A 3,405-nucleotide genomic window follows, 5' to 3' on the forward strand; every position below is an offset into this window, starting at 1 on the left:
GGCTATATCGAGAAACTGCACATTACCCCTGCCAATACCCATGAGTGCAACCATCTGTTGCCTTTGCTGGAAGGTATGACCGTCTATGCCGATAAAGGCTACGTCAGTAAGGAAAACCGGCAACATCTGGAAGAGCATCGGCTGCAGGACGGCATTATGCGCAAAGCCCACCGCAACCGTCCGCTGTCGGAAGTGCAAACCAAACGTAACCGATATTTGTTGAAGACCCGTTATGTGGTCGAACAAAGCTTCGGTACGTTGCACCGTAAATTCCGCTATGCGCGGTCAAGCTATTTTGTGCTGCTCAAAGTGAGTGCACAAAGCCATCTGAAGGTGATGTGTTTGAACCTATTGAAAGCCGCCAACAGGCTAAGTGTGCCTGCTGCCGCCTAAAAGGCGGCCCGGATACCTGATTAATCAGGTATCCAAGGGGGATTATGGGGGTATTTGAGTAGAATCAGTGGATCTTTGAAACAAAAACAGCCGAAAATCTTTGTTTAGATTTCGGCTGTCGGGGGAAGGACTTTTTTGCAAAGGTCTCATAGGTGTATTGATCGCCGAGCATGACCCAGCCGCCTGCAGGCGCATCTTCTATAGCGGAGCCAAGCTTCCCGAAAGAGAGGATGCTGTCGTTGCCTTTGCGGATGGCGGGTGTACCGTCGTCTGAAAAAGTGGTGCAGCCAGCGAGAAGGAATACTGCGGATAAAAAGGGGAAGACGTATGTTTTCATAATGTTTGTTTGAAGGTATTTAAAATCAGGCAAATGGGGGAATACTCAATCCGAATTGTTCCAACAAGCCGACCGTTTCGTAAACGGGCAGGCCCATCACGCCTGTAAAGCTGCCTTGCAAATGCTCGACAAACACGCCGCCCAAACCCTGAATGCCATACGCGCCGGCTTTGTCCATCGGTTCGCCACTTCGGATATAGGCGGATATTTCTTCGGCAGACAAGGTTTTGAAACGTACATCGCTGGTTTGCAAAACGCCGTGCATTTTCCCTTGCCAATATACGCATACGGCAGTCAGCACCTGATGCGTCTGCCCTGAAAGCCGGGCGAGCATTTCGGCTGCTTGGGCTTCGGTTTCCGGTTTGCCGAGGATGTGGTTTTGATAGGCGACCGTAGTGTCGGCAGTCAGAATCGGATATTCGGGCGACGCGTCGTGTGCGGCAAACCATTGCTCGACAGCGGTGGCATTTTTTTCCTGCGCCATACGTTGCACATAATCGGCGGCTTTTTCGTCGGAATGCGGCGTTTCGTCGATGTCGGCAGGGATACGGATAACTTTGAATCCTAGGTTTTCCAAAATTTCGCGGCGGCGCGGGCTGCCGGAGGCTAGGTAGAGTGTGTGCATAAAACTTTCTTTTTTAAGGGATATAAGGTCGCCTGAAAATTATTTTGACTGCTTGTGTTGGCCTGCCAGCCGCACATAATGCGCGGAAGAATATTTCAAAAATTCTTTTTCTTTTTCGGTCAGCGGGCGGACTTGTTTGACGGGCGAACCGACATAGAGATAGCCGCTTTCCAAACGTTTGCGTGGCGGCACCAAGCTGCCTGCGCCTATCATTACGTCGTCTTCGATGACGGTATCGTCCAGAATAATTGTACCCATTCCGATCAACACACGATCGCCGATGCGGCAGCCGTGCAGCATGACTTTGTGTCCGACGGTTACGTCTTCGCCGATGATAAGGGGTGAGCCTTCAGGCTTTTCCGCGTTTTTGTGCGAAACGTGCAAGACACTGCCGTCCTGTACATTGCTGCGCGCGCCGATGCTGATGCTGTTCACGTCGCCGCGCAGAACGGCATACGGCCAAACGGATACGTCTTCGGCAAGCGATACTTCGCCGATGATGACGGAGGTTTCGTCGATGAGGCAGGATTCGTGAATTTGCGGAGTATGGTCTAAGAAGGGGCGGATAGGGTTCATGTTGTTTCTTCCTTTTTGACAGTGTGGCAGGTTTCAGACGACCTGCGGCTCGGTATGGCGAAAGTATGCCGTTTTGACGCAGGTGAGGCAAGGACGGTGTCTGCCGAGATGTTGTCATGTCTTTGTAAACAATATTTTTTATGGTTAAGGAATTATTTTCCGTTAAGCCTACCTCTCTTGTTTGTCGAAGGTAGAAAATTGTCCGTTATTATCTTGTAGTTGCAAGTAGCTGCAAACCATTCTCTTGCCATTTGAATTGGAATGATATATATTTTTAAAAAATATTTCATAAAATAACGAAACCCGATGGTTTGTTTTCAACCAGGTTTGGTGGGTTTCCAATCCCACAAACCTTGGCTTCCATCCCGTGTCCGTTTTCAAATCTATCCAATCCACCTTGTTTAAATAAAGGCGGTCGGAAGGTCGTCTGAAACTGTATGAAGGATATTCACATGAGCGAAACACAAGAGCTGACTTTTGCCAAACGGCTGAAAGAGCAGACTACAACTATTCACGATAGCGTGGACAACTTGGTTATGTCTGTCGAGCCGTTTACCAACAAAGAGAACTACATCAAATTTTTGAAACTGCAATCCGTGTTCCACAAAGCGGTTGATCATATCTATAAAGACCCCGAGTTGAACAAAGCCATTCCCGAGCTGGAATACATGGCGCGTTACGATGCGGTAACGCAAGACTTGGCGGATTTGGGCGACAAACCTTACGAATACGGCAAACCGCTGCCGCATGAAACCGGCAATAAAGCTATCGGTTGGCTGTATTGCGCCGAAGGTTCCAATTTGGGCGCAGCATTTTTATTTAAACACGCGCAAAAGCTGGATTACACCGGCGAACACGGCGCGCGCCACCTCGCTCCCCATCCGAACGGCCGCGGCAAACATTGGCGTGCTTTTGTCGAGCATCTGAATGCTTTGGGTTTAAGCCCTGAAGCTGAAGCCGAAGCGATTCAAGGTGCAAAAGATGCATTTGCGTTCTACAAAGTCGTTCTGCGCGAAACATTTGACCTGCCGGCAGGTGCGGAAGCTCCGGAAGGCTTTGTTCCGCACCGTCATTAATGGTTTGACGATATAAGTAGAGGTTGTCTGAAACACATCTGTATACGCGGATTCATAAATTCTGTTTTCAGACGACCTTCATGCTGGTGTAAGTGTTGTATTGTTTGGTTATCCGCATCTGCGGTATTTTTTAATTGGTTTGATGTAAATAATTATCAAATATTTTATCACCATCATTCCAAAATACCATTATCAAATTCAGGAGTTTTACCATGAAGGAATCATTTAAATTAAGTATGTTGGCGATTGCCTGCAGCATCGCATTGAGTGCATGCGGTTCAAGCGGTGGTGGTACGCCGTCTGCACAGCCTGCACCGATCCCGCAACAGCCGGGCAATAATTCCGGCTCGGGCGGAGGAGGTGATTCAAAACAAACAGAAGACGCTAAGAAAGCTGAA

Annotated in this window: 5 protein-coding genes and 1 pseudogene; 3 read left to right on the forward strand and 3 right to left on the reverse strand. The window is 48.7% G+C overall.

The window, feature by feature from the left end; translation table 11 throughout:
- A partial coding sequence (locus ACTHR7_RS10020; RefSeq protein WP_440370751.1) for a transposase occupies window positions 1-393 on the forward strand: 393 nt, incomplete at its 5' end.
- 64 nt (window positions 394-457) lie between these two features.
- Here the strand turns inward: ACTHR7_RS10020 and ACTHR7_RS10025 are convergent.
- The 3 genes from ACTHR7_RS10025 to ACTHR7_RS10035 are packed head-to-tail and all read right to left on the reverse strand — an operon-like array spanning window position 458 to window position 1,931.
- On the reverse strand, window positions 458-730 hold the full coding sequence (locus tag ACTHR7_RS10025) for a hypothetical protein (RefSeq protein WP_107867634.1): 273 nt from the start codon (window positions 728-730) through the stop codon (window positions 458-460).
- 25 nt (window positions 731-755) lie between these two features.
- Complete coding sequence (locus ACTHR7_RS10030; protein WP_440370752.1) at window positions 756-1,355, reverse strand: Maf family protein; 600 nt, start codon at window positions 1,353-1,355, stop codon at window positions 756-758.
- A gap of 39 nt (window positions 1,356-1,394) precedes the next feature.
- A complete protein-coding gene (locus ACTHR7_RS10035; protein ID WP_285071552.1) occupies window positions 1,395-1,931 on the reverse strand; it encodes a gamma carbonic anhydrase family protein in 537 nt (178 codons plus the stop codon).
- A 452-nt stretch (window positions 1,932-2,383) separates the two neighbouring features.
- On the opposite strand from ACTHR7_RS10035, the gene ACTHR7_RS10040 reads away from it, so the two are divergent.
- Window positions 2,384-3,007 carry a biliverdin-producing heme oxygenase gene (locus ACTHR7_RS10040; protein ID WP_019270851.1) on the forward strand — a complete coding sequence of 208 codons (624 nt, stop codon included), beginning with the start codon at window positions 2,384-2,386 and terminating at the stop codon, window positions 3,005-3,007.
- Window positions 3,008-3,219: 212 nt separating this feature from the next.
- Window positions 3,220-3,405 (forward strand): annotated as a pseudogene (locus tag ACTHR7_RS10045) (transferrin-binding protein-like solute binding protein); the annotation flags it as partial.

Source organism: Neisseria sp. P0007.S010 (assembly GCF_051962875.1).
Taxonomy (GTDB): Bacteria; Pseudomonadota; Gammaproteobacteria; order Burkholderiales; family Neisseriaceae; genus Neisseria; species Neisseria subflava_A.